Origin of the sequence: Pseudomonas sp. D3-27, assembly GCF_051132165.1 — a bacterium.
Taxonomy (GTDB): Bacteria; Pseudomonadota; Gammaproteobacteria; order Pseudomonadales; family Pseudomonadaceae; genus Aquipseudomonas.
On the sequence record NZ_CP071667.1, the window covers coordinates 875,612 to 894,444 of the forward strand.

Here is an 18,833-nt window from a genome sequence, read left to right on the forward strand (position 1 = left end):
AAGGGCAGTGCCTTGGCTTCCTTCACTGCCCGGTGCGGCCCATAATCGCCAACCTGTGCAGTGACGGCCGTGAGCCCGCAATGACTATGAATCCAGAGCTTTCCGCAGCCCTCGACGAACCTGTCGCCGCGCCGCGCAAGAGTCGCAAGAACAACCCGGAGAAAACCCGGGAGAACATTCTCCAGGAAGCCATCGTCGAGTTTGTCCAGCAAGGCCTGGCGGGCGCTCGGGTCGACGCTATCGCCGAGCGCATCCACACCTCCAAGCGCATGATCTATTACTACTTCGGCAGCAAGGAACAGCTGTACGTGGAGGTGCTGGAGAAACTCTATGGCGATATCCGCACCACCGAAAGCCGCCTGCATCTGGCAGAGCTGGCGCCAGTCGAGGCGATCCGGCGCCTGGTGGAATTCACCTTCGATCACCACGACCGCAACGTGGATTTCGTGCGTATCGTCTGCATTGAAAACATCCACAACGCCGAGTACGTGAAACAGTCTGGTGCAATCAAGGCGATGACCAATACCATCCTCGACTCCCTGGGCGTGATCCTGCGTCGCGGCGCCGAAGAAGGGGTGTTCCGCGCCGGCCTGGAACCGCTGGATGTACATTTGCTGATCAGTTCGTTCTGCTTCTACCGGGTGTCGAACCGCCAGACGTTTGGTGAGATCTTTCAGATCGACTTGTCGGACGAAGCGGTCAAGCAGCGGCACCGACAGATGGTGTGTGAGTCGGTGTTGCGGTACTTGCAGGCCTGATCCTGAACCTATGCAGACCTTGTGGGAGCGAGCCTATGTGGGAGCGAGCTTGCTCGCGATGGCGGCATGTCAGTCACGTTGATATCAACGGATCCACCGCTATCGCGAGCAAGCTCGCTCCCACAAGTTCCCTCAGGGAGTTTGTCGCGAGCTTCAGGGATTCATGCTCTGAAAATGCGCCAGCATCCGCCTCGCATCCGGCGCCACGCCGCTGAACAGTTCGAACGCCTTCACCGCCTGGAACACCGCCATGGTGCCGCCGTCCAGTGTGCGGCAGCCGAGCGCGCGGGCGTTGCGCAGCAGTTCGGTTTCCAGCGGGAAATACACAATCTCCGCCACCCACAGGTCGCCCCGCAACAACTCGACCGGCATCGGCATGCCCGGTAGTTTTGCCATGCCCATGGGCGTGGTGTTCACCAAGCCGTCGGCTTCGGCCATGGCAGCGGGAAGGTCATGCCCGGCACGGGCGCGACCGGCGCCGAAGTGTTGGTTCAGGTTGTTGGCCAATGCCTCGGCACGGCTGACCTCGACATCAAAAATGCTCAGCGTCTCCACGCCCTCCACCAATAAGGCGTGGGCCACCGCTGCGCCAGCGCCGCCAGCGCCCATCTGGACCACGCGCTTGCGCGCGACATCGCCCAGGCCTCGACGAAAACCTTCGGCGAAACCCAGGCAGTCGGTGTTATGGCCGATGCGCTTGCCGTCCTTGAGCACCACGGTGTTCACCGCGCCGATTCCCCGCGCTTCCGCCGAAAGGTCATCCAACAGAGGGATGACCGCCTGCTTGCAAGGAAAAGTGATGTTCAGGCCGGTGAAATCCATGCGTTCGGCGGCCATCAGCAAGTCGGGCAGGGCGCTGCTGTCGAGTTTCAGCGCGTCGAGATCGATCAGTCGATACAGGTAACGCATGCCTTGGGCATCGCCTTCGCGCTCGTGCAGCGCTGGCGTGCGAGACGCCTGGATACCCGCGCCGATCAGGCCGGCCAGTACAGTGACGTTCGGCATGCGCTCAACCCTTCAACCGATGACTGAAATGTTCAAGGGCCAGGCGATAACCATGGCTGCCAAACCCGCACATCACGCCGATGGCGACGGATGAGACGAAGGAGTGGTGGCGAAACGTCTCGCGGGCGTGGACGTTGGAAAGATGGACTTCGATGACCGGCACTTCGCTCGCCACCAGGGCATCGCGGATCGCCACGGAGGTGTGGGTCCAGGCCGCCGGGTTGATGACGATACCGCTGCACCGGCCTCGGGCGCCGTGAATCCAATCAATCAATTCACCCTCCTGGTTGGTCTGGCGAAATTCCACGGTCAGGCCGAACTCCTCGGCGGCGCGGCCGCACAGCGCGGAAATATCGGCCAGGGTTTCGTGGCCATAGGTCGCCGGCTCGCGGGTGCCGAGCAGGTTCAGGTTCGGGCCGTTGAGCACCAGAACGATCGGAGGCATCGCACAATCTCCACATTTTTATTGTTGGTCTCGGCGGGTTTCAGCCGGTGGAGATAAATTGTACTAGATGGTTAATTTGGTCAAATAAAGCAGCGGTTGTCGGGCAATAAGTGTTCGATGATCGAACATTGCCGGCCGAAAGGTGAGGGAGAGCAATTGTGGCGAGGGGATTTATCCCCGCTCGAGTGCGCAGCACTCGCAAGAGGCCAGACAAGACAGAGCAGAGGGCCGCTTCGCAGCCCAGCGGGGATAAATCCCCTCGCCACAGGGTAATCCTTCACCCCGAAAGGGAGGATTCAGCGCCGCGTCAACAACACCCCGGATTCCATGTGGTGGGTCCAAGGGAATTGATCGAACAACGCGCAGCGCGTGATGCGGTGGGTATCGTTCAGTTGCGCGATGTTCGCGGCGAGGGTTTCGGGGTTGCAAGAGATGTAGAGGATGTTGTCGAAGCGCCGGGTCAGCTCGCAGGTGTCCGGGTCCATGCCGGCGCGAGGCGGGTCGACGAAGACGCTGCCGAATTCGTAGCTTTTCAGGTCGATGCCCTGCAGGCGCCGGAACGGCCGAACTTCGTTCAGGGCTTCGGTCAGCTCTTCAGCGGACAGGCGCACCAGCGTGACATTGTCTACCGCGTTCTCGCTGAGGTTGCTCAGTGCGGCGTTGACCGAAGTCTTGCTGATCTCAGTGGCGAGCACTTTGCGCACACGGGTTGCCAGCGGCAAAGTGAAGTTGCCGTTGCCGCAGTACAACTCCAGCAGGTCGTCATTGCGATCGCCCAGGGCTTCATAAGCCCAGTTGAGCATCTTCTGGTTCACCGTGCCGTTGGGCTGGGTGAAGGCGCCTTCGGGTTGGCGATAGCTGAAGGTGCGGCCGCCCACGTCGAGTTTCTCCACCACGTAGTCGTGGCCGATCACTTCGCGTTTGCCCTTGGAGCGGCCGATGATGCTTACGCCCAGCTCGGCCGCCAGTTTCGAAGCTGCGACGTGCCAGTGTTCATCCAGCGGACGGTGGTAACACAGGGTGATCATCGCGTCGCCGGCCAGGGTGGTCAGGAACTCCACCTGGAACAGCTTGTGGCTCAACGGCGCGCTGGCTTGCCAGGCGGCCTTGAGCTGCGGCATCAATTGGTTGATGCGCAGGCTGGCGATGGGGAACGCTTCGATGAGGATCGGCGTGCGCTTGTCTTCCTGGGAAAACATCGCGTAATGGCGTTCGCCGGCCTCGCGCCACAGGCGGAATTCGGCTCGCAGGCGGAAGTTCTGTAGCGGAGAGTCGAACACCTCGGGCTCGGGGGCATCGAACGGAGCCAGCAGGTCGCGCAGGCGCACGACCTTGTCTTGCAACTGGGTGGCGTAGGCCTGGGAATCAAAAGTCATGCGTTGAACCAACCCAACTTGATAACGAACAGGATCGAAAGGATGACCAGCGCCGGGTTCAGTTCACGGCCGCGGCCGGACACCAGTTTGATGGCGGTCCAGGCGATGAAGCCGAAGGCGATGCCGTTGGCGATGGAATAGGTGAACGGCATCGCCAGGGCAGTGATCACCACCGGAGCGGCAACGGTAACGTCGTCCCAGTCGATTTCCGCCAGGCCGGAGGTCATCAATACCGCGACGAACAGCAAGGCCGGCGCGGTGGCGAAGGCCGGGACGCTGGCGGCCAACGGCGAGAAGAACAGCGCCAGCAGGAACAGGATCGCGACCACGATCGCCGTAAGGCCGGTGCGGCCGCCGGCGCTGACGCCCGCCGCCGATTCGATGTAGCTGGTGGTCGTCGAAGTGCCTAGCAGCGAACCGGCCATGGCGGCGGTGCTGTCGGCAATCAGCGCACGGCCCATTTTCGGCATGTGGCCGTCCTTGCCCATCAGCCCGGCGCGCTTGGCGACGCCGATCAGGGTGCCGGAGTTATCGAACAGATCGACGAACAGGAACGCGAAGATCACGCTGACCAGGCCGATGTCCAGGGCGCCCTTGATGTCCAGCTGCAGGAAGGTCGGGGCCAGGGATGGCGGCGCGGAAATGATGCCGCCAAAGGGCGTGAAGCCCATCAGGATCGAGACGATGGTGACCGCCAGGATGCCGATCAGTACCGCGCCGCGCACTTTAAGCGCCTCCAGAGCGACAATCAGTACGAAGCCCAGGGTTGCCAGGATCGGCGCCGGTTGCTTCAGGTCGCCGAGGCCGACCATGGTCGCTGGGTTTTTCACCACGATGCCGGCGTTGTTCAGGGCGATCAGCGCCAGGAACAGGCCAATACCGGCGGCGATGGCCGAGCGCAGCGGCAGCGGGATGCTGTTGATGATCCATTCCCGGATGCGGAAGATCGATAGCAGAAAGAACAGCACGGCGGAGACGAACACCGCCCCCAGCGCCACTTGCCAGGTATGGCCCATGTGCAGGACCACGGTGTAGGTGAAGAAGGCGTTCAGGCCCATGCCCGGCGCGAGGGCGATCGGGTAGTTGGCGATCAGGCCCATGACTGTGGAACCAATGGCCGCCGCCAGACAGGTGGCGACGAATACCGCGCCCTTGTCCATGCCGGTTTCGCCGAGGATGCTCGGGTTGACGAACAGAATGTAGGCCATGGCCAGGAACGTCGTGACGCCCGCCAGGATCTCAGTCCGCACGTTGGTATTGTGTGCCTTGAGTTGAAACAGCCTTTCCAGCATGTCTGCTCCCCGTGGCGCGCGCGGCGCCGTGAATGTATCGACCTCAACAGCAAAGCACAGGTCGCCAGGGGCGCCGGGATTTTCTGCGGGTCGGAAAAAGCCGCGCATCATAGCAGCGCGGCGATGTGGCTGCGATCCTCGGTGTGCGTCGCATAAGTGTGCGCAGGCAAAAGTTGGGCCATACTGCGGCCGATTTCGGACGGTCGGGATGTATCGCATGAAAAACATTGCATGGGCCTGGGTGTTCGGCCTGGGGCTGGCCGTGCCGGTCGCGCACGCCGCGTCGGCACCACCGCTGAGCGAGGTCAAGGTGCTCAAGGTCGAGTCGCCGGCCTGTGGTTTCGAAGACGTTTCCGCAGGACAGGCGCAAACCCGTTGCGACCACAGTGGCCCGCATATCAAGGTCTACGTGCTGGAGCTCGGCATAGGCCACCAGCCAAATGTCACGCTGGACGGCTTCGAGGTCGACGGCACCCGTTCACCGGTGTGTGCATACGACAATGGCAATCTCAATGATTGTTCGACCGGAGCCCGGCGAACGGTCGGCTACTTGTATATCTTCGATCTGAAGGGCAAGCAGGAAGGCACCTTCAGCTTCAGCAACGTGTCGATCAACGCACCGGGCAACCGAATGTCGACCCAGTTGTACATCAAATGACATGCCGTGGACGACCTTCGGCTGACAGGGCCCGGCAAAGCTGACTAGTCTTGAAGGATCACCCAGCGGAGAGTGCCCATGATGCCTGGAACCAAGATCCCCCGAGTCCTGATCGCCGTGGCTGAAGGCGTTGATGATTTGCAGGTGGTGACGCTGATCGACGTGTTGCGCCGGGCGCAGCTTGAAGTCGTCGTGGCGAGTATCGAAGGCCGTCGCATGCTCACCTGCGCACGCGGAACGCGCCTGACCGCCGACGGCATGCTGGTGGACGTGCTGGTGCAGGATTTCGATTTGATCGTCTTGCCGGGCGGCATCATCGGCGTGCAACACCTGGCGGCCCACCCGCCTTTGCAACAGTTGATCAAAGACCAGGCGGCCGCCGGGCGCATCTTCGCCGCCATCGCCGAAGCCCCGGCGTTGGTGCTCCAGGCGTTCGGCGTGCTGCGCCAGCGCCGGATGACCTGCCTGCCCGCCGTGAGCCAGCAACTGTCCGGGTGCAGCTTCGTCGACCAGCCGGTGGTGGTGGACGGCAATTGCATCACCGCCCAGGGTTCCGCCGCCGCCTTGGTGTTTGCCCTTGCGCTGGTGGAAGCATTAGCCGGTAAAGGGGTGAGGAGCGTGGTCGCGGCGGAGTTGTTGGCGTGACAGCGTCAAATGTGATGGGCAAGGGGTTCGATCATTGGTTGTTCGCGCCGCTCGGCTTGCCATAGGTCATAGTCGGTCTGGACGCCCAGCCAGACGCGTGCCTTGCCGATGCCTGCGCGTTCCAGGCGTACTGCCAGGTCTGGGCTGACCGATGCATGGCCGTGCAGTACCCGAGAAAGGTGCGGTCGAGCGAAACCGAGGTGTCTCGCCAGTTCGGTCACCGTGATGCCCAGCTCGGGCAATACGTCCATCAGCAATGTTTCGCCAGGATGTGGCGGATTGTGCATGGGCATGTTCCAGCCTCCTGTCAGTGATAGTCGAGGTAATCGACCAGTTCGATGTCGGACTCGATGAAGCGGAAGACAATTCGCCAGTTCCCTGAAACGCTCAGCGACCAATAATCGACCAGATCACCCTTGAGCGAATGCAATCGCCACCCGGGGATGTCCAGGTCGCTTGGCATGCATGCCCTGTCCATGAACTGAAGCATGCGAGCCAGCCGCTTCCCGTGGTCTGCCCGAATTCCCCGCGTCGAACCCGTTTCATAAAAGACCCTGAGGCCTTTGTGCTGGAAGGATTTAATCATGGAATGGAGTGTAAGGCGATACATTACAGTCTGTGCGATACATATGTACCGCACAGGCGCGCTGGACTCGTGCATTGGGGGGCGGGCAATTGTCTTGGAACGCTCATCCCACCCCGAAGTCGTACCCCTTATGACGGCGGTTTTCCAAAACGCCGCGTGTACGACCAACCGTGAGGTGTTCCATGAGCGCGACCTTGTCCGAAGCGACGCAGGCGTCCTTCGTCCGTCATCCCATACGTCTGACACTCAATGGCGCGGTGCGCGAGTTGCAGGTGCTGCCCTGGACTACGTTGCTCGATTTGCTGCGCGAACAATTGGACCTGGTGGGCAGCAAAAAGGGCTGTGACCACGGCCAATGCGGCGCCTGCACGGTGCTGCGCGACGGCAAACGGATCAACGCCTGCCTGACCCTCGCGGTGATGTGCGACGGTGCCGAGTTGACCACCGTCGAGGGCCTGGCCAATGGCGACGAGTTGCATCCGATGCAACGGGCATTCATCAAGCATGACGCGTTCCAGTGCGGCTATTGCACTCCCGGGCAGATCTGTTCGGCAGTGGCGCTGGCCCACGAGGGGCGGGCGAGCACTGGCGCCGAAATCAGCGAGCTGATGAGCGGCAACCTCTGCCGATGCGGTGCCTACAACAACATTCGCGATGCCATCGAAGAAGCCCTGCCGCTCTGCCAGCAGACCGGAGGTGAGTCGTGAATCCCTTTCGCTACAGCAAGCCCGACACGCTGCAGGCCGCCGTCGAGCTGTCGAGTGCCGATTCGCGTTTCATCGCTGGCGGCACCAACCTGCTCGACCTGATGAAGGAAAACCTCACCCGCCCCCAGCACCTGATCGATATCACCGGGCTGCCCTTGGCCGACCTCAGCGAAACGCCATCGGGCGGGGTGATGATTGGCGCGTTGGTGAGTAACGCCGATTTGGCCTGGCACCCCTGGATCGAGCGCCGTTATCCGTTGCTCTCCCAGGCCATTCTTGCCGGTGCTTCGCCACAGCTGCGCAACATGGCCAGCACGGGTGGCAACCTGTTGCAGCGTACCCGTTGTTACTATTTTTATGACGCCGGTGTGCCGTGCAACAAACGCCGGCCTGGCAGTGGCTGCCCGGCTCGAAGCGGTTTGAACCGTATTCACGCGATTCTTGGGGCGAGCGATCAATGCGTCGCGACTCATCCCTCCGACATGTGCGTGGCACTGGCCGCGCTTGACGCGGTGGTCCATGTGCTGGGCCGGGGGGGTCCACGGACCATCGAATTCGCCGACTTCCATCGCCTGCCCGGCGACGCTCCGGACCGGGACAACCAACTGGCCGATGATGAACTGATCACCTATATCGAGCTACCGCCCACAGGCTTCGCCGAACACAGCCAGTACTTGAAGATCCGTGACCGCGCGTCCTATGCCTTCGCTCTGGTCTCGGTCGCCGCCGCGCTGGAGCTGGACGGGCCGGTGATTCGCCAGGCTCGCCTGGCCCTGGGTGGCGTGGCCCACAAGCCTTGGCGTGATCGATCCGTGGAGAGTTGGTTGGTGGGGCAGCCGGTCAGCCGCGAGACGTTCACGGCCGCCGCGGATGCGCTGCTGCAAGACGCCGAGCCGCTAGAGCACAACGGTTTCAAGGTCAAGTTGGCGCGCCGGGCGATTGTCCGCGCCTTGAGCGATGCCGCACTGGTGGGAGGAATCGCCCGATGAATGCACCGAGCAAAACCATAGGCCAACCGCTGGACCGGGTTGATGGCCTCCTCAAGGTGACCGGTCGGGCCCGTTACGCCGGGGAATATCCGGAAGACGGCTTGTTGCACGGCAGTGTCGTATCCAGTGCCATCGCCCGGGGGCGGGTGGTGGGTATCGATGCTTCCCGCGCCCTGGCGCTGCCGGGTGTCGTTGCTGTGATCGATCATACCAATCGGCCCAAAATCGCCAGCTACGACGAACCCTATCAGGATGCCGACGCGGCGGAGGGCTCGCCGTTCCGGCCACTGTTCAACGACCAGATCCTCTATAGCGGCCAGCCGCTGGCCCTGGTGGTCGCCGAAAACCTGGAGCTGGCCCGTTATGCCGGCTCGCTGGTGGAGATTGAATACGAGGCTGAGGGGCATCAGACCGATCTGACAATCCTGCAAAACGAAGCCCATCCAGCACCTGCAGAACTGCCCAAGCCCCGTGGGAATTTTCAGGGCGAGTACGCGAGCGCAGCCCTGAGTGTGGACGTGTCCTACAGCACGCCGATAGAACACCACAACCCGATGGAGCCCCATGCCTCCACCGTGTTGTACCAACCCGACGCAAGCCTGCATATCCACGACAAGACCCAAGGCGCGCAGAACTGCCAGGCGTACGTGCAAAAAGTATTCGGGCTGGAAAAGGAGCAAGTGCGGGTATTTGCCGCCTACGTGGGCGGCGCGTTTGGTTCCGGCCTGCGTCCGCAATACCAATTGGCGCTCGCGGTGATGGCCGCGCTGCATCTCAAGCGCTCCGTACGGGTCAGCCTGACGCGCCAGCAGATGTTTACGTTTGGCTATCGGCCTCGGACATTCCAGCGCTTGCAATTGGGTGCTGCGGCCAACGGAAGATTGCTCGCGGTAACGCATACCGCCATTGGCCAGACCTCGCGTTTCGAAGATTTTACCGAGCACGTGGTGGAGTGGAGCGGCATGCTCTATCACTGCGATAACGTGACACTGACGTACAAACTGGCGCCGTTGGACGTTTACACACCGCTGGACATGCGCGCCCCGGGCGCGGCCCTCGGGTTGATCGGGCTGGAATGTGCGATGGACGAGCTGGCCTGCGCCCTGGCGATCGACCCGGTGCAGTTGCGTCTGATCAACTATGCCGAACGCAACGAAAACGAAGGCAAGCCCTATTCCAGCAAGGAGCTGCTGGCCTGTTACGCCCAGGGCGCCGACCGTTTCGGTTGGAGCAAGCGCAACCCCGAACCGCGCAGCATGCGCAGCGGCCGGCAACTGGTGGGCTGGGGCATGGCGGGCGGCGTGTGGGAAGCCATGCAGCAAAAAGCCAGTGCCCGCGCCTCGCTGGACGCCAACGGCAAGTTGACCGTCAGCAGCGCAACGACGGACATCGGCACCGGCACCTATACCGTCATGACTCAAATTGCCGCCGAGGCGTCAGGCGTTTCCCTTGAGGACGTCACCTTTGTCCTGGGCGACTCGTCGCTGCCAACGGCACCATTGCAGGGTGGTTCGTTTACCGTCTCGTCGGTGGGCACGGCGGTGCAGAAAGCCTGCGAAGCGCTCAGGGAAAAGCTGCTCGCCGTGGCCCGTCAGTCCTGTCCTGCCTTCAGCGGCGCGACCCTTGAGCAGGTAACCTTCATCGACGGTGAACTGCGCATGGGCGAGGCCCGTGTCGCCCTGGCGGAGCTGGCGCAAAAAAGCGGCGAAATGCCGTTGCACGCGGAGGTCGCCACCGGACCGGATGAAAAACGCCAGGCCTATGCGACCGCCACGCATTCGGCGGTTTTCGTTGAGGTGTTGGTGGATGAAGACCTTGGCACGGTGAAGGTCAACCGAGTGGTCAGCGCCATCGCGGCGGGCCGGGTAGTCAATCCGAAGACTGCCCGCAGCCAGATCCTCGGTGGGGTGGTCTGGGGCGTTGGCATGGCACTGCACGAAGAAACCTTGACCGACCATGCCCTTGGCCGCCACATGAACCACAATCTGGCCGAGTACCATGTGCCGGTGAATGCCGACATTGGCGAGATAGACGTGATATTTGTCGAAGAGCATGACGAGATCGTCAACGCCCTCGGGTCCAAGGGCGTCGGCGAAATCGGCATTGTCGGCGTGGCCGCGGCGGTGGCGAATGCGATCTACCATGCCACGGGCAAACGGGTGCGGGATTTCCCCATCACCCTGGATAAATTGCTCTAGGCTTTCGCCTCGTCCACCGGTTCGTGCATCCGGTCACGGTTGGCCAGGGTCGGGAACAGTTTGATCCAGGCCCCGGTCACCAGCAGCGTGCCGACGCCGCCCATGACCACCGCCGGCACCGTGCCGAACCAGTGGGCGGTGAGCCCGGACTCGAATTCGCCCAACTGGTTCGAGGCGCCGATAAACAACCCATTCACAGCGCTCACCCGACCGCGCATCTCGTCGGGCGTTTCCAACTGCACGAAGGAGGCGCGGATGACCATGCTGATCATGTCCGCCGCGCCCAGCACCACCAATACCGCCAGGGAGAACCAGAACGACGTGGAAAGGCCGAACGCAATGGTGGCGACGCCGAACACGCCCACGGCGGTAAACATCACCCGGCCGACCTTGCGCTCCACGGCAAACCGCGCCAGCCACAGCGACATCAGCAAGGCCCCGACCGCCGGCGCCGAACGCAACAGGCCCAGGCCCCAGGGGCCGGTGAGCAGGATGTCCTTGGCGAATACCGGCAACAGCGCGGTGGCGCCGCCCAACAGCACCGCAAACAAGTCCAGAGAGATCGCCCCTAGGATGTCCGGGCGGCTGCGAATGAAGCGAATACCGGCCAACAGCGAGTCGAGGGTCGCCTTGCCTTTATTCAGCGGTGTCTGCCGGGCGGGCAGGTTGAGCATCAGGCAGCAGGCGATGACATAAAGCAACACGGTTGGCCCATAGACCCAGACGCTGCCAAAGGCGTACAGCAAACCGCCCAGGGCCGGGGCGACGATGGTGGCCGATTGTTGTGCTGATTGCGCGGCGGCCACTGCCCGGGGAAACAACGCGGCAGGGACAATGCTCGGCAACAGCGCCTGGGTGGTCGGCATTTCGAAGGAGCGGGCCGCGCCGAGCAGGAACGCGAGGATGAAGATCATCTCGCGCGTAACGTTGTCGCTGGCGCTGCCAATCGCCAGGGTGAGGGCGATCATCGCTTGCAACGATTGGCAGATGGCCGCGACTTTACGTCGATCGTATCGATCCGCCACGTGCCCGGTGTGCAGCATGAACAGCACCCGTGGGGCGAACTCCACGAGGCCGACGAGCCCCAGGTCCAGGACATTGCCGGTCAGTTGATAGAGGTTCCAGCCGATGGCCACCGTCAGCATCTGGAAACCGCTGGCGGTGAATATCCGAGCCAGCCAGAAAGCAATGAAGGGACGATGGTGACGGAGCAGAAGGGGCGCTTGGCTGGGCATCTGTGACGGGGTCCGGTGATGGGAAGGTCGAGATTATCACTGAGCTGTAACAGGAAGTTGCGGTGGTTGGAAAAATAGTTAGCCAAACATCGATATTGGCTTGAGGGAACATTTGTGGCGAGGGGATTTAGCGAAACGTCGCACCGCCCCGCTGGGGCGCTAAGCGGCCCAAGCCTTTGCGAGTGCTGTGCAATCGAGCGGGGATGAATCCCCTCGCGACAAGAGTTTTTGCTTATGTCCTGAGCACCTGGGACAACCTGCCACGCGACAAAAAACCACGCCGTCCATCGGCCATATAGCGACTACTCTTTGAACATTGCTTGACCCAGGTCAATCCCCTTGGGGCGTTGTGCTGGCGGCCATTGGGCCAAAGTCCTGCGTTGTGACGGTTTAAAAAGAACGATTTAAAAAGCATCGCACTCCATATCCCTGGGGGCTGTGATGCAAGCCCCGCCCGCAGCCGGTTTTACCTGACAGAGGAAGACTTATGTTCGGTTTGGAGGCGCTCGATCTCGCCCGAATCCAGTTCGCGTTCACCATCTCGTTCCACATCCTGTTCCCGGCCATCACCATTGGCCTGGCGAGTTACCTGGCGGTACTCGAAGGCCTGTGGCTGAAGACACACGACGATACCTACCGCGACCTGTATCACTTCTGGTCGAAGATTTTCGCCGTCAACTTCGGCATGGGGGTGGTCTCCGGGCTGGTGATGGCTTATCAGTTCGGCACCAACTGGAGCCGTTTTTCGGATTTCGCTGGCGCTGTAACCGGGCCGCTCCTGACTTATGAAGTGCTCACGGCATTCTTCCTCGAAGCGGGCTTCCTCGGCGTAATGCTGTTCGGCTGGAATCGCGTGGGGCGTGGCTTGCACTTCTTTTCCACGGTCATGGTGGCGATCGGTACGCTGATCTCGACCTTCTGGATCCTGTCGTCCAACAGTTGGATGCAAACCCCGCAAGGCTACGAAATCATCGATGGCCGGGTCATTCCGGTGGACTGGCTGGCCGTGGTGTTCAACCCCTCGTTTCCGTTCCGGCTGATGCATATGTCGGTCGCGGCCTTTGTCGCCACCGCGTTTTTCGTCGGCTCGTCGGCGGCCTGGCACCTGCTGCGCGGTCGCGATAACCCGGCCATTCGCCGCATGTTGTCGATGGCGATGTGGATGGCCCTGCTGGTCGCGCCTGTACAGGCGGTAATCGGTGACTTCCACGGTCTCAATACGCTGAAGCACCAGCCGGCAAAAATTGCCGCCATCGAAGGGCACTGGGAAAACGTCGGCGACGAACCCACGCCGCTGATTCTGTTCGGCTGGCCGGACATGAAGGCCGAGCAAACCAGGTTCGCTGTGGAAATCCCGTACCTGGGCAGCTTGATCCTGACCCACTCGCTGACCGATCAGGTGCCGGCGCTGAAGGATTTCCCGCCTGAGGATCGACCGAATTCGACCATCGTGTTCTGGTCGTTCCGGGTCATGGTGGGCCTGGGGTTGCTGATGATATTCACTGGGCTGTGCAGCCTCTGGCTACGCCGCGGCAACCGGCTTTACCAATCCCGCCCGTTCCTGCACCTGGTGCTGTGGATGGGGCCTTCCGGGCTGATCGCGATCCTGGCCGGCTGGTTCACCACGGAAATCGGTCGCCAGCCGTGGGTAGTCTACGGCTTGATGCGCACGGCGGATGCGTCGTCCGGCCACAGCTTTGCGCAGATGAGCTTCACCCTGGTCATGTTCGTGGTGGTGTATTTCGCGCTGTTCGGCGCGGGGTTGAGCTACATGATGCGTCTGGTGCGCAAGGGCCCGGTGGCCCAGGAAGCCGAGCCGACCGACGGTGGCCCCGGTCAGAAACGCACCCCGGCCCGTCCATTGTCGGCCGCCAACGAAGGCGACGACGAAGTGGACCACAACGACAGCTCGAACAAGGGGAATTGAGTCATGGGTATTGATCTTCCGCTGATCTGGGCCGTGGTCATCATCTTCGGCATCATGATGTACGTGATCATGGACGGCTTCGACCTGGGCATCGGCATTCTCTTCCCCTTCGTCAAGGGCGAGCGCGACCGCGACGTGATGATGAACACCGTCGCGCCGGTCTGGGACGGTAACGAGACCTGGCTGGTGCTGGGCGGGGCAGGGCTGTTCGGGGCGTTCCCGCTGGCGTATTCGGTGGTGCTCTCGGCATTGTACCTGCCGCTGATTCTGATGCTCATCGGGCTCATCTTCCGGGGCGTGGCGTTCGAGTTCCGCTTCAAGGCCAAGGCCGAGAAGCGGCATCTTTGGGACAAGGCATTTATCGGTGGCTCGCTGACGGCGACCTTCTTCCAGGGGGTCGCCCTGGGGGCGTTCATCGACGGCTTCGAAGTGGTCAATCGCCAGTTCGCCGGCGGTTCCCTGGACTGGCTCACGCCGTTCACCATGTTTTGCGGCCTGGCGCTGATCGCCGCCTATGCCTTGCTCGGCTGTACCTGGCTGATCATGAAGACCGAAGGCAAGCTGCAAGAACAGATGCATGACCTGGCCAGGCCGTTGGCCTTCGTGGTGCTGGCGGTGATCGGCATCGTCAGCATCTGGACCCCACTGGCCCATGCCGATATCGCCGCGCGCTGGTTCACCTTGCCGAACCTGTTCTGGTTCCTGCCGGTGCCGATCCTGGTGTTGGTGACCATGTACGGGTTGTTCCGCGCCGTGGCCCGCAACGCCAACTACACGCCTTTCATCCTGACGCTGGTGCTGATTTTCCTGGGTTACAGCGGCCTTGGCATCAGCCTGTGGCCGAACATCGTGCCGCCGTCCATTTCGATCTGGGACGCCGCGTCGCCGCCACAGAGCCAGGGCTTCATGCTGGTCGGCACGTTGTTCATCATTCCGTTGATCCTGGTGTACACCTTCTGGAGCTACTACGTGTTCCGCGGCAAGGTGACCCATGACGATGGCTACCATTGACCGACCTGCGAGGTGCCGAAGATGGCCAAGCCTGACTTGAAAGACATCGAGGCCGCGGAAAAAAAGCCGCTATGGCAGCGGCTCGGTTGGCTGGCGGCGATTTGGGCCGGTAGCGTGCTGGCATTGTTCATCGTAGCCAGCTTGATGCGGATGTTCATGAACGCCGCGGGTTTGACGACTCACTGACGGAGTTATTTGCGGGCTTTGAGGATCACGAACTTCGGCGTGGCGGCCACCTGCTCGACACCGCGGAACAGCCGCGCCAGCTTGCTGTGATAGCCCAGGTGACGGTTGCCGACGATGTACAGCGCGCCGCCGACCACCAACGCTTCACGGGCCTGCTGGAACATGCGCCAGGCAAGGAAATCGCCCACCACTTGCTGCTGATGGAAGGGCGGGTTGCACAGCACCACATCCAGGGACTGCGCTTCTTGCCCGGCCAAGCCATCGCCCGCCCTCACGATCACTTCGCGCTCGCCCAGGGCGGCTCGCCAGTTTTCGGCGGCTGATTGCACGGCCATGTACGACTCGTCCACCAGGGTGTAGCGAGCGTCCGGGTTAGCCAGGGCGCTGGCAATGGCCAGCACGCCGTTGCCGCAACCCAGGTCCGCTACACGCGCCGAGCCCAGGTTCTTGGGCAGGTGCGGCAGGAAGGCGCGGGTGCCGATGTCCAGCCCTTCACGGCAGAATACATTCGCATGATTGAGCAACTCGATGTTCGGCTCATCCAGCGCATACCGAGTGGGGTAAGGGGAAGCGGCCGGTGTCCTCGGTTGCGGCGTGGCAATCAACAGACGGGCCTTCTTGACAGCGAGCGAGGCCTGCACCGGGCCGACGTAGCGCTCCATCAGGTCGCCTGCGGCCCGGGGCAGGTGCTTGACCATCGCGGCAGCGATCACCTGGGCCCCAGGTGCCAGTTGCCCTTGCAGCCGGATCAGTTGCTCCTCCAGCAGCGCCAGGGTCTTGGGCACCTTGACCAGGACACAATCGAAAGGCCCCGTCAGCGCTTCGCTGGCCGGCACGATGGGCACCGTATCGAACGGCAACCCGTTGCGCACCAGATTCTTTTCCAATGCCTGCAGCGCCAGGAACGAGTCACCGCTGCTGGTGACCTTGACCTTGCCTGCGAGGCTGGCCGCCAGGGCGCCGAAGCCATCATTGAGTACCAGCACCCGGGTTTCCGCGCCCGGTTGGTGTTCGGCCAGGTGCGCAAGCAGATATTCATCGGCAGCGTCGAACGCTTGCAGGGGTTCGTTCGGCTGTTCGGGCTGGCGGATCAGGTCGAGTTGGGCGAAGGGAGTATCGAGCAAGGGCATGGCTGGGACTCTGGCAAATCAACGGGTGTCCCGCTGCCTTGGGCAGGTCTGTCAGCGGGACCTCCTGAATGAACTGCGTCGCGGACTAGGCGCGTCATCATTCAAGTGGGGCCGTAAATGGTACGTTTTTTTGCCAGGCATTACCCGTGGGTTTTTGCGGACTGAGTGGTTACCTAGATCACATGGATGTGCGCAGCTTTCGCCACCGCCGAGATTTTATTGGTCACGTTCAACTTCCGCATGCAGCTGCAGACGTGGAAATTCACGGTACGTTCGGACAGGCACAGGATGCGCCCGACCTCCGACGCGGTCTTTCCTTCGGCGGACCACTTCAGCACTTCGATCTCCCGGGGGGAGAGGTGGTAGGTTTGCGGGGGCACCATATTGTCGACCAGCTTCTTGCCCGCCAGAGCATGCAATTTCTGGCTGGCGAAGATGGCATAGCCAAGGTTCCCATAGTGCTCGTCGGCATCGATCGGACAATGCGTCCTGGCGAGGCTGAATAAACTGTAATGGGAGCCGTGCTCATCATGTATGGCTTGTGTCCAGCCGTGCCTGAGACCCTGTCGGTTAAGTTCCCGCCATAACTTGGGTGCTTCGGAAAATGCACTCTCACTCCACAGGATCGGTAATGCGGACTGGTTGCAATGCGCCGCTATCGGGTCATTGTTGACGTAACCATTTTGTTCATAAAGCCGGTCCCATCCATAAGGGTAATTATTAATATTGATCTTGCTGGCATACCGATCGGGAACGCCCGAGTATGCGGCAAAGGCACAGTATTCAAATCCTTGAAAATTAAAGAAATCCAGTACCAGACGATAGGCCCTTTGCAAGTCCTTTTCACATGACAGTTTTCGCAGTTGCAAGTCCTTCCACTCGTCCATTGCATTTCTCCTTTGGAACTTTCAACGAGGTGGATCCAATCGGTGACGCGAAAATGAGTGTAGGACTTTTCCTTGCTCGGTAGTTAGATTTTTTTCTTTTGTCTGGCGTCGTCGCTATTGACGAAGGCACTTTACTAACAGTGTTTCTGATACATGTTTTTTACTTTGTAGAGCTTTATCCGCCGATGTACAAGGTGGGTGGCTTAACGCTATCAATCTTCGGCGGTGGTTAATATCCTCACTTTGCGGGACACTGCAGGCCTTGTTCGATTGGAGTGCCCCATGACCGACAATGCAGAAAAGTTTACCCGCCAGAGACTGGTCGACGTACAAACGTTGACGCCTCACTTGTTTACGCTACGCACCACCAGGGATCGCGGTTTCCGCTTCCGGGCTGGTCAGTTCGCCCGGCTCGGTGTCGTCAAGGCGGATGGGAGCACCGTCTGGCGCGCTTATTCCATGGTGTCATCGCCGTTCGACGAGTTTCTCGAGTTCTTTTCGATCGTCGTCCCGGGCGGTGAATTCACCAGCGAGCTGAGCCGTCTGAAACCAGGGGATAATCTGCTGGTCGAGCGCCAGGCCTTTGGCTATTTGACGCTGGACCGTTTTGTCGACGGTCGTGATCTATGGCTGTTGTCCACGGGAACGGGTGTCGCCCCGTTTCTTTCGATCCTGCAGGATTTCGAGGTCTGGGAAAAATTCGAACGGATCATCCTCGTCTACAGTGCGCGGGAGGCCAGGGAACTGGCGTACCAAGACCTTATCGAGGGGTTGTTCCAGCGAGACTACCTGGCCGAATACGCGCATAAGTTCCGGTTTATATCGACCGTCACCCGTGAGCAGGTTCCAGAGGCCCTTAACGGGCGAATCACTACGTTGATAGAAAACGGTGAGCTGGAACGGGTCGCCGGTGTCCCGCTGACGCCTGAGCATTCCCGGGTCATGCTGTGCGGCAATCCCCAGATGATTGACGACACGCGCAAGCTGCTCAAGGCCAGGGGCCTGCAACTGAGCCTCACCCGCCGGCCCGGCCAGGTAGCGGTGGAAAACTATTGGTAGAAAAATGGCGTCCCGGGGACGCCATTTCTAGGCGCGGGAATATCAGGGCCGTTCGTTCTGGGCCTTGAGCAAGTCGCGGATCTCACTCAGCAATAGCTCTTCCTTGGTCGGCACAGGGGGGGCGCTCGGGGCGACGGCTTCTTCGCGCTTGAGCCGGTTGATGGCCTTGACGCCCATGAAGATCGCGAACGCGACGATGATGAAGTCCACTGTGCTCTGGATGAATTTGCCATAGGCCAGCACAACTGCCGGCGTATCGCCTTGGGCGGCCTTGAGGGTGATGGCCAGGTCGCTGAAGTCCACCCCGCCGATCAGAAGGCCGATCGGAGGCATGACGACGTCACCCACGAACGACGAAACGATCTTGCCGAAAGCAGCACCGATGATGATCCCGACGGCCATGTCGACGACATTGCCTTTGACCGCGAAGGCCTTGAACTCGCTTAGCACGCCCATGAATGATTCCTTGTGACAGATGAGTTGATAGCCGCAGTGTAAGCCAGTCATCGGTGTCTCGCTCGACATGAATGCTTACAAAGCGTGCCTGTAATCGACCCGGCCCCCCGCGAAAAGTTTACAAAGTGCCACCAATTGCGCGCGATACGCGCTTCAGGGCTGACTCCCTATATTGTTTTTTCTATCAGCGCGGTATGGCATTTCTATTTAGGTTTTCATTTTCCGAGCACTAGCCTCTGAAAGGCGCACATGGATGCGCTTTATAAAATCAGAGGAAACTTCA

At 61.1% G+C, this 18,833-nt stretch carries 20 protein-coding genes; 10 read left to right on the top strand and 10 right to left on the bottom strand.

The window, feature by feature from the left end:
• Window positions 1–80: 80 nt before the first annotated feature.
• Window positions 81–758, top strand: coding sequence for a TetR/AcrR family transcriptional regulator (locus tag J3P92_RS04060; RefSeq protein ID WP_420767292.1), 678 nt, complete (start codon window positions 81–83; stop codon window positions 756–758).
• 153 nt (window positions 759–911) lie between these two features.
• On the opposite strand, the gene J3P92_RS04065 is transcribed toward J3P92_RS04060, so the two are convergent.
• The 4 genes from J3P92_RS04065 to J3P92_RS04080 all read right to left on the bottom strand — a co-directional run bounded on the left by J3P92_RS04065 (window position 912) and on the right by J3P92_RS04080 (window position 4,876).
• On the bottom strand, window positions 912–1,763 hold the full coding sequence (locus tag J3P92_RS04065) for a shikimate dehydrogenase (protein WP_434649960.1): 852 nt from the start codon (window positions 1,761–1,763) through the stop codon (window positions 912–914).
• Window positions 1,764–1,767: 4 nt separating this feature from the next.
• Entirely contained in the window at window positions 1,768–2,208 is a 441-nt protein-coding gene (gene aroQ / locus J3P92_RS04070) for a type II 3-dehydroquinate dehydratase (protein WP_434649962.1), read from the bottom strand.
• Window positions 2,209–2,504: 296 nt separating this feature from the next.
• Complete coding sequence (gene trmA / locus J3P92_RS04075) at window positions 2,505–3,584, bottom strand: tRNA (uridine(54)-C5)-methyltransferase TrmA (protein WP_434649964.1); 1,080 nt, start codon at window positions 3,582–3,584, stop codon at window positions 2,505–2,507.
• Entirely contained in the window at window positions 3,581–4,876 is a 1,296-nt protein-coding gene (locus J3P92_RS04080; RefSeq protein ID WP_420767288.1) for an NCS2 family permease, read from the bottom strand. Before J3P92_RS04080 ends, trmA begins: the two co-directional genes overlap by 4 nt.
• A 217-nt stretch (window positions 4,877–5,093) precedes the next feature.
• Here J3P92_RS04080 and J3P92_RS04085 point away from each other — a divergent pair, with 217 nt between their 5' ends.
• Both J3P92_RS04085 and J3P92_RS04090 read left to right on the top strand, forming a co-directional pair.
• Window positions 5,094–5,534 (top strand): DUF4879 domain-containing protein, encoded by a 441-nt coding sequence (locus J3P92_RS04085; RefSeq protein WP_420767287.1) that lies wholly within the window; start codon window positions 5,094–5,096, stop codon window positions 5,532–5,534.
• 78 nt (window positions 5,535–5,612) lie between these two features.
• Window positions 5,613–6,179 carry a DJ-1 family glyoxalase III gene (locus J3P92_RS04090; protein ID WP_420767286.1) on the top strand — a complete coding sequence of 189 codons (567 nt, stop codon included), beginning with the start codon at window positions 5,613–5,615 and terminating at the stop codon, window positions 6,177–6,179.
• Window positions 6,180–6,184: 5 nt separating this feature from the next.
• Here the strand turns inward: J3P92_RS04090 and J3P92_RS04095 are convergent, their stop codons facing one another.
• Together J3P92_RS04095 and J3P92_RS04100 are read right to left on the bottom strand one after the other, a co-directional pair.
• Window positions 6,185–6,472, bottom strand: coding sequence for a HigA family addiction module antitoxin (locus tag J3P92_RS04095; protein WP_434649966.1), 288 nt, complete (start codon window positions 6,470–6,472; stop codon window positions 6,185–6,187).
• Window positions 6,473–6,486: 14 nt separating this feature from the next.
• Window positions 6,487–6,765 (bottom strand): type II toxin-antitoxin system RelE/ParE family toxin, encoded by a 279-nt coding sequence (locus tag J3P92_RS04100; RefSeq protein ID WP_420767284.1) that lies wholly within the window; start codon window positions 6,763–6,765, stop codon window positions 6,487–6,489.
• Window positions 6,766–6,947: 182 nt separating this feature from the next.
• On the opposite strand from J3P92_RS04100, the gene J3P92_RS04105 reads away from it, so the two are divergent.
• From J3P92_RS04105 to J3P92_RS04115, 3 genes are read left to right on the top strand one after another with little or no spacing between them, the layout of a single operon-like run.
• Window positions 6,948–7,472 carry a (2Fe-2S)-binding protein gene (locus J3P92_RS04105; RefSeq protein WP_434562202.1) on the top strand — a complete coding sequence of 175 codons (525 nt, stop codon included), beginning with the start codon at window positions 6,948–6,950 and terminating at the stop codon, window positions 7,470–7,472.
• On the top strand, window positions 7,469–8,461 hold the full coding sequence (locus J3P92_RS04110) for an FAD binding domain-containing protein (protein ID WP_434649968.1): 993 nt from the start codon (window positions 7,469–7,471) through the stop codon (window positions 8,459–8,461). The genes J3P92_RS04105 and J3P92_RS04110 overlap by 4 nt, the downstream gene beginning before the upstream one ends.
• Window positions 8,458–10,659, top strand: coding sequence for a xanthine dehydrogenase family protein molybdopterin-binding subunit (locus J3P92_RS04115; protein WP_434649970.1), 2,202 nt, complete (start codon window positions 8,458–8,460; stop codon window positions 10,657–10,659). Before J3P92_RS04110 ends, J3P92_RS04115 begins: the two co-directional genes overlap by 4 nt.
• Here the strand turns inward: J3P92_RS04115 and J3P92_RS04120 are convergent.
• Window positions 10,656–11,894 (bottom strand): MFS transporter, encoded by a 1,239-nt coding sequence (locus tag J3P92_RS04120; RefSeq protein ID WP_434609466.1) that lies wholly within the window; start codon window positions 11,892–11,894, stop codon window positions 10,656–10,658. The two genes, J3P92_RS04115 and J3P92_RS04120, sit on opposite strands and share 4 nt — an antisense overlap.
• A 487-nt stretch (window positions 11,895–12,381) precedes the next feature.
• Between J3P92_RS04120 and J3P92_RS04125 the strand changes: the two genes are divergently transcribed.
• Genes J3P92_RS04125 through J3P92_RS04135 form a run of 3 tightly spaced genes read left to right on the top strand, consistent with a single transcriptional unit; the run spans window position 12,382 to window position 15,018 of the window.
• On the top strand, window positions 12,382–13,821 hold the full coding sequence (locus J3P92_RS04125; RefSeq protein ID WP_434649972.1) for a cytochrome ubiquinol oxidase subunit I: 1,440 nt from the start codon (window positions 12,382–12,384) through the stop codon (window positions 13,819–13,821).
• 3 nt (window positions 13,822–13,824) lie between these two features.
• Window positions 13,825–14,832, top strand: a complete 1,008-nt coding sequence (gene cydB, locus J3P92_RS04130; RefSeq protein ID WP_434562210.1) for a cytochrome d ubiquinol oxidase subunit II — start codon at window positions 13,825–13,827, stop codon at window positions 14,830–14,832.
• 21 nt (window positions 14,833–14,853) lie between these two features.
• Window positions 14,854–15,018 (top strand): DUF2474 domain-containing protein, encoded by a 165-nt coding sequence (locus J3P92_RS04135; RefSeq protein ID WP_080942585.1) that lies wholly within the window; start codon window positions 14,854–14,856, stop codon window positions 15,016–15,018.
• A gap of 5 nt (window positions 15,019–15,023) precedes the next feature.
• Here J3P92_RS04135 and J3P92_RS04140 read toward each other — a convergent pair whose 3' ends face one another.
• Both J3P92_RS04140 and J3P92_RS04145 read right to left on the bottom strand, forming a co-directional pair.
• Window positions 15,024–16,148: a methyltransferase gene (locus tag J3P92_RS04140; RefSeq protein ID WP_434649974.1), complete on the bottom strand. Its 1,125-nt coding sequence runs from the start codon at window positions 16,146–16,148 to the stop codon at window positions 15,024–15,026.
• A 173-nt stretch (window positions 16,149–16,321) separates the two neighbouring features.
• Entirely contained in the window at window positions 16,322–17,035 is a 714-nt protein-coding gene (locus tag J3P92_RS04145) for an autoinducer binding domain-containing protein (protein WP_434649975.1), read from the bottom strand.
• 282 nt (window positions 17,036–17,317) lie between these two features.
• Here J3P92_RS04145 and J3P92_RS04150 point away from each other — a divergent pair, with 282 nt between their 5' ends.
• Window positions 17,318–18,094: a ferredoxin--NADP reductase gene (locus J3P92_RS04150; protein ID WP_420767275.1), complete on the top strand. Its 777-nt coding sequence runs from the start codon at window positions 17,318–17,320 to the stop codon at window positions 18,092–18,094.
• A 42-nt stretch (window positions 18,095–18,136) separates the two neighbouring features.
• Here J3P92_RS04150 and mscL read toward each other — a convergent pair whose 3' ends face one another.
• Entirely contained in the window at window positions 18,137–18,550 is a 414-nt protein-coding gene (gene mscL / locus J3P92_RS04155) for a large-conductance mechanosensitive channel protein MscL (protein WP_420767274.1), read from the bottom strand.
• Window positions 18,551–18,833: the final 283 nt, after the last annotated feature.

Excerpts from the sequence above, each read along its gene's own strand:
- J3P92_RS04095 (WP_434649966.1), bottom strand. The coding sequence starts at position 6,472 with ATGCCCATGCACAATCCGCCACATCCTGGCGAAACATTGCTGATGGAC.
- aroQ (WP_434649962.1), bottom strand. The coding sequence starts at position 2,208 with ATGCCTCCGATCGTTCTGGTGCTCAACGGCCCGAACCTGAACCTGCTC.
- mscL (WP_420767274.1), bottom strand. The coding sequence starts at position 18,550 with ATGGGCGTGCTAAGCGAGTTCAAGGCCTTCGCGGTCAAAGGCAATGTC.
- J3P92_RS04135 (WP_080942585.1), top strand. The coding sequence starts at position 14,854 with ATGGCCAAGCCTGACTTGAAAGACATCGAGGCCGCGGAAAAAAAGCCG.
- J3P92_RS04125 (WP_434649972.1), top strand. The coding sequence starts at position 12,382 with ATGTTCGGTTTGGAGGCGCTCGATCTCGCCCGAATCCAGTTCGCGTTC.
- J3P92_RS04150 (WP_420767275.1), top strand. The coding sequence starts at position 17,318 with ATGACCGACAATGCAGAAAAGTTTACCCGCCAGAGACTGGTCGACGTA.
- J3P92_RS04145 (WP_434649975.1), bottom strand. The coding sequence starts at position 17,035 with ATGGACGAGTGGAAGGACTTGCAACTGCGAAAACTGTCATGTGAAAAG.
- J3P92_RS04085 (WP_420767287.1), top strand. The coding sequence starts at position 5,094 with ATGAAAAACATTGCATGGGCCTGGGTGTTCGGCCTGGGGCTGGCCGTG.
- J3P92_RS04060 (WP_420767292.1), top strand. The coding sequence starts at position 81 with ATGACTATGAATCCAGAGCTTTCCGCAGCCCTCGACGAACCTGTCGCC.
- cydB (WP_434562210.1), top strand. The coding sequence starts at position 13,825 with ATGGGTATTGATCTTCCGCTGATCTGGGCCGTGGTCATCATCTTCGGC.
- J3P92_RS04100 (WP_420767284.1), bottom strand. The coding sequence starts at position 6,765 with ATGATTAAATCCTTCCAGCACAAAGGCCTCAGGGTCTTTTATGAAACG.
- J3P92_RS04065 (WP_434649960.1), bottom strand. The coding sequence starts at position 1,763 with ATGCCGAACGTCACTGTACTGGCCGGCCTGATCGGCGCGGGTATCCAG.
- J3P92_RS04090 (WP_420767286.1), top strand. The coding sequence starts at position 5,613 with ATGATGCCTGGAACCAAGATCCCCCGAGTCCTGATCGCCGTGGCTGAA.
- J3P92_RS04105 (WP_434562202.1), top strand. The coding sequence starts at position 6,948 with ATGAGCGCGACCTTGTCCGAAGCGACGCAGGCGTCCTTCGTCCGTCAT.
- trmA (WP_434649964.1), bottom strand. The coding sequence starts at position 3,584 with ATGACTTTTGATTCCCAGGCCTACGCCACCCAGTTGCAAGACAAGGTC.
- J3P92_RS04080 (WP_420767288.1), bottom strand. The coding sequence starts at position 4,876 with ATGCTGGAAAGGCTGTTTCAACTCAAGGCACACAATACCAACGTGCGG.
- J3P92_RS04115 (WP_434649970.1), top strand. The coding sequence starts at position 8,458 with ATGAATGCACCGAGCAAAACCATAGGCCAACCGCTGGACCGGGTTGAT.
- J3P92_RS04120 (WP_434609466.1), bottom strand. The coding sequence starts at position 11,894 with ATGCCCAGCCAAGCGCCCCTTCTGCTCCGTCACCATCGTCCCTTCATT.
- J3P92_RS04140 (WP_434649974.1), bottom strand. The coding sequence starts at position 16,148 with ATGCCCTTGCTCGATACTCCCTTCGCCCAACTCGACCTGATCCGCCAG.